This window comes from Rhodomicrobium udaipurense JA643 (assembly GCF_000636015.1).
Classification (GTDB): domain Bacteria; phylum Pseudomonadota; class Alphaproteobacteria; order Rhizobiales; family Rhodomicrobiaceae; genus Rhodomicrobium; species Rhodomicrobium udaipurense.
The window spans coordinates 1-4,513 of record NZ_JFZJ01000181.1 but is presented as its reverse complement, the minus strand read 5'-3'; the positions used below and the strand labels follow the sequence as shown (position 1 = coordinate 4,513).

Below are 4,513 nucleotides of genomic sequence, written 5' to 3'. Positions count from 1 at the left end.
GGGCGTCCGAAAGCCGTTGATACCCGAAAACCGCTGGCCTACTGTCCGCTACGGCGTTCACGAGACGCCCAAATTCACATCTGCGCTGGATCGTCCGTCCGGCTGCGGCAAGGTGATTATTATAAAAACGGGCGTGGCTCAGCTTCGCGCCCGAAATGAGAGAAATTGCATGCGCCCCTCGAAACGGCAGGCCGGCGACCTTCGCCCTGTGAGCTTCCAACGCGCCTTTTCGCACCATGCGGAAGGATCGTGCCTCATCAAGTTCGGCAACACGCACGTGCTGTGCACGGCGAGCCTTGAAGATCGCGTGCCGCCGTGGCTGAAGGGGCAGGGACGCGGCTGGATCACGGCCGAATACGGCATGCTGCCGCGCGCCACCTCCGACCGCACGCGCCGCGAAGCGACGACCGGCCATCAGTCCGGCCGCAGCCAGGAAATTCAGCGGCTGATCGGACGGTCGCTCCGCGCCGTGGTCGATCTTCAGGCGCTCGGCGAACGCCAGATCATGGTCGACTGCGATGTGTTGCAGGCGGACGGCGGGACGCGCACGGCGTCGATCACCGGTGCGTGGGTTGCGCTGCACGATTGCTTCCAGTGGATGCGCGCGCGCGACATGCTGCGCGGCGAACCCATGAAGGACAACGTCGCTGCCATTTCCTGCGGCATCTACAAGGGCGAAGCGGTTCTCGACCTCGATTATCCCGAGGATTCGGATGCCGAGGCGGACGCGAATTTCGTGTTCACCGGCAAGGGCCAGATCGTCGAAATTCAGGCCACAGCGGAGAAGGGCGCGTTCTCCGAGGAACGCATGGCCGAATTGACGGCACTCGCGAAGAAGGGCATCGCCGAACTCGTGAATTTGCAGAAGCTCACGGTTCTCTGACGTTGCCATGCCCGCTGCCTGACCGGCGGCGGGCATGCGATGGCCTGCCGTCTCAGTGCGGCTTGCCACTGTCCTCGCCGATGGTGAAGATGCGCAGCATATTCGTGCTTCCGGGGCGCTTGAACGGTACGCCCGCGCAGACGAGGACGCGGTCGCCGTCGTCAGCATAACCGGAAGCGCGCGCGACCTCCTCGGCTCCGCGCACCATCTCGCCCGTATTCGCGGGGTCGGATGTCTGCACGCAATGCAAGCCCCAGACGAGGTTGAGCCGCCGCGCGGTCTCGATCACGGGCGTCAGCACAACGATGGGCTGGGCGGGCCGCTGTCGCGCGACGCGAAGGCCGGTCTTGCCGGTCGCCGTGTAACAGAAAATCGCCTTCAGCTTCAACGTCTCGGCGATGGATGCGGCGGCGGCGCTGATCGCGTCGGCGGCGGTCTTGTCGGAAGGCGTCCCGCGAAAATGCAGGATGCTCTCATAATTGACATCCTTTTCCACTTCGCGCGCGACGCGATCCATGGTGGCCACGGCCTCGACCGGGTAGGCGCCGGTCGCTGACTCGGCGGACAGCATCACCGCGTCCGCGCCCTCGAAAACGGCGGTCGCAACGTCCGACACTTCGGCGCGCGTCGGAACCGGGGATGACGTCATGCTTTCGAGCATCTGCGTCGCAACCACCACCGGCTTGCCGAGATCGCGGCCCGCGCGCAGAAGCTGTTTCTGCAATCCCGGCACCTGCTCAAGCGGCATCTCGACGCCGAGATCGCCGCGCGCAACCATCACGCCGTCGCTCTCGCGCAGGATCTCGTCAATCTCGGCGATGGCGGAGCGGCGCTCGATCTTCGCCATGATCGCGGCGCGATCCCCCACGATGGCGCGCACGTCGCGCACGTCATGCACGCGCTGCACGAAGGAAATGGCGATCCAGTCCACGCCCGCTTCAAGGGCAGCTTCGCAGTCCAGGCGGTCTTTCGGCGTCATCGAGGCGAGCGGCAAGATGGCATCGGGCAGGTTCACGCCCTTGCGGCTCGACAGCACGCCGCCGGTTATCGCTTCCGCGACGATGCGGCCGGGGCGCGCATCGAGCACGCGCATGTGAAGCTTGCCGTCGTCGATGAGGAGCGTGTGTCCCGGCTCGGCCGCCGCGTAGATTTCCGGGTGAAGAAGCCCGACGCGATCAATAGTGCCCGGCGTGTGGTTCGCATCGAAGATGATGGTCTGACCACGTTCGAGCTGGATGCTGCCTTCCGCGATGGAGCTGATGCGCAGCTTCGGCCCTTGAAGGTCGGCGAGGATGGCGATGGGGCCGTATTTGCTTTCGAGGTCGCGCAGCGCGGCAATGTAGGTGCGCATGTCGTCGTGGCTCGAATGGCTCATGTTGATGCGGAAGACGTCCGCGCCAGCCACGACAAGGCGTTCGAGTTGTTCGGGGGTGCTCGTCGAAGGCCCGAGCGTTGCTATAATCTTGACGCGGCGTTTTCTTTTCATCGGCGGCGTGGTCCCGGCGCGGAGGCTGCTGCGGCTTGCGCGGGAGCATCGGCAGCGGGCGGTGCGCCGCTCGCAGCCGTCGGCGCTGCGGGCGCCGTTTCGGATTGATCGGTGAGCTTCACCGTCCAGTCCGTCTGCTCCTGCGTATCGACTTCAAAGAACCCGCTTTTCTTGAAGCCGCGCCCGTCGCAATTATCGATGCCCTTGATAGTGAACTCTACGTCGTTGGTGCACATGGCGATCGCGCCGCCCCACTCGCCGCCCTTGTCGTAGTCGAAGGCGTAGACGTAGTAGAAACGCGCGCGCAGTTTGTCCTGAATGAGAAGGGCACAGGATTGACTGTCGACATTCCACCAGCCTTCGCTGACCCAGCCGTCCTTGTCCTTGTAGCCGATGGCGACGCCAATTCGGCTCGCAGTGCTGTTGCAAAGCTTGAGCTCGGCGTTCGCCGGAGCGGGCAGGGCGAGCCCGAGGCAGAAAACGCCCGCCAAGGCTATCGCACGTGCCAGCCGTGGCGTTATGGGAAGCTGTTGCAGGATCATCCGTGGGTTCCAGGAATCACGTGAGTCGCTGGCCCACACTAATCTCTGATTGAGCTGTCGACAACAATAGCCCTGAAGTCATTCACATTTGTTCCCGTGGGGCCGCATACGACGAGATCGTTCGTGAGCCGGAAGAAGCCAGTGGCGTCGTTATTGGCGAGAAATGTGGCTGGAAGGAGATTGAGCGCCGCCGCGCGCCGGGCCGTGCCGGGATCGACGATGGCGCCCGCTGGGTCGTTCGCGCAGTCGCCGGTCCCGCCGTCGATGCCGTCCGTGTCGCCCGCGAACGCAGCGATGCCTGGTTGGCCGTTGAGGGCCGCGGCAAGCGCGAGCGCGTATTCCTGATTCGGGCCGCCTCGGCCGTTTCCACGCACAGTCACGGTGAGTTCGCCGCCCGAAAGGATTACGACGCGCCGACCGTCTGCCAGGCAGCGGCGGGCGAGGCGGGCGTGCATCTCGGCCACGTCGCGGGCTTCGCCTTCGAGCGAATCGCCCAACATGATGACCTCGTAGCCGAGACCGCGCGCCAGTTCTCCCGCCGCGTGCAGGGAATCGCGGCCGGTGGCGACGAGTTCGTAACGCGCGTTGGCGAAGATCGCGTGCCCCGGCTTCGGGGTTTCGTTCACGGGATCGTTCAGCGCCTCGATCACCGAACGCGGCGGTTCGATGCCGTATTTCGCAAGAATGCGCCGCGCATCGGCGAGCGTCGTGGTGTCGGGGCAGGTGAGGCCCGAAGCGATGGTCTCAGGTTCGTCGCCCGGCACATCCGAAATGGCGAGCGTGACGAGGATCGCCGAAGGCGAGGCGCAGGCGGCGAGGCGTCCGCCCTTGATGCGCGAAATGTGTTTTCTGACGCAGTTGATTTCGCTGATGCGTGCGCCGCATTTGAGAAGCGTGCGAGTGAGATCCTGCTTCTCGGCGAGCGTAATTTTCCCCGCAGGCGCAACGAGGAGTGCCGACGCGCCGCCCGAGATCAGCGTGAGGATGAGGTCGCCCGCCTTGGCGGAATGCGCCGCCTTGATCGCCTCGGCGGCGGCGAGCACGCTACTCTCGTCAGGGATCGGGTGCGCCGCCTCGATGAGCTTCAGTTTCTTGAGCGGTTCCGAGTTCTCGCCATGCCGCGTGATGGCGACACCTGTCAGTGTGTGAGACGCGCAGGTTCGCGAGAAATGGTCTTCGGCGATGCGCGCCATTCCCGCCGCCGCCTTGCCGCAGGCGATGATGACGATCTTGCCGTCCGTCGGGCATTCGGGGAAGTGACGCGGCAGACAGCGCCCCGGCTGCGCGACAGCGACGGCCGTATCGAATAGCGCATAAAGGAAGCGTCTGGCGTTGTGTGACACGTCGCAAACTGGGGGTTAATGGTCGATGGTCGCCCAGCGTACGTTACTGCTTCGACCGCGATGGTCCAATTGGCTTTAAGTCTGTCGCCCAAAGTAGCGGGGTGCCATGCGATTATTGCATGGCTCACGTTGCCAGCCGGATGTGCCTTGCAGCTCCGCTTACGCCCCGCTTTTCAGAAGTCGAGGCCGATATCGAGCGCCTTCACCGAATGCGTGAGCGCGCCGACCGAGATCATGTCCACGCCTGTTTCCGCGATGG

The 4,513-nt window shown here is 64.5% G+C and carries 5 protein-coding genes; 1 reads left to right on the top strand and 4 read right to left on the bottom strand.

Annotated elements, in window-relative coordinates; translation table 11 throughout:
- Positions 1-169: 169 nt before the first annotated feature.
- Positions 170-883 (top strand): ribonuclease PH, encoded by a 714-nt coding sequence (rph, locus tag T281_RS16325; RefSeq protein WP_013418295.1) that lies wholly within the window; start codon positions 170-172, stop codon positions 881-883.
- 52 nt (positions 884-935) lie between these two features.
- Here the strand turns inward: rph and pyk are convergent, their stop codons facing one another.
- From pyk to T281_RS18510, 4 genes are all read right to left on the bottom strand, one after another.
- The gene (gene pyk, locus T281_RS16320) at positions 936-2,369 is read right to left on the bottom strand and encodes a pyruvate kinase (RefSeq protein ID WP_037241970.1); all 1,434 of its coding nucleotides are present in this window, start codon (positions 2,367-2,369) and stop codon (positions 936-938) included.
- Positions 2,366-2,911: a DUF1036 domain-containing protein gene (locus tag T281_RS16315; RefSeq protein ID WP_037241968.1), complete on the bottom strand. Its 546-nt coding sequence runs from the start codon at positions 2,909-2,911 to the stop codon at positions 2,366-2,368. The genes pyk and T281_RS16315 overlap by 4 nt, the downstream gene beginning before the upstream one ends.
- Positions 2,912-2,949: 38 nt before the next feature.
- Positions 2,950-4,254 carry a glycerate kinase type-2 family protein gene (locus tag T281_RS16310; RefSeq protein ID WP_037241966.1) on the bottom strand — a complete coding sequence of 435 codons (1,305 nt, stop codon included), beginning with the start codon at positions 4,252-4,254 and terminating at the stop codon, positions 2,950-2,952.
- A 173-nt stretch (positions 4,255-4,427) separates the two neighbouring features.
- A partial coding sequence (locus T281_RS18510) for a hypothetical protein (protein ID WP_155955317.1) occupies positions 4,428-4,513 on the bottom strand: 86 nt, incomplete at its 5' end.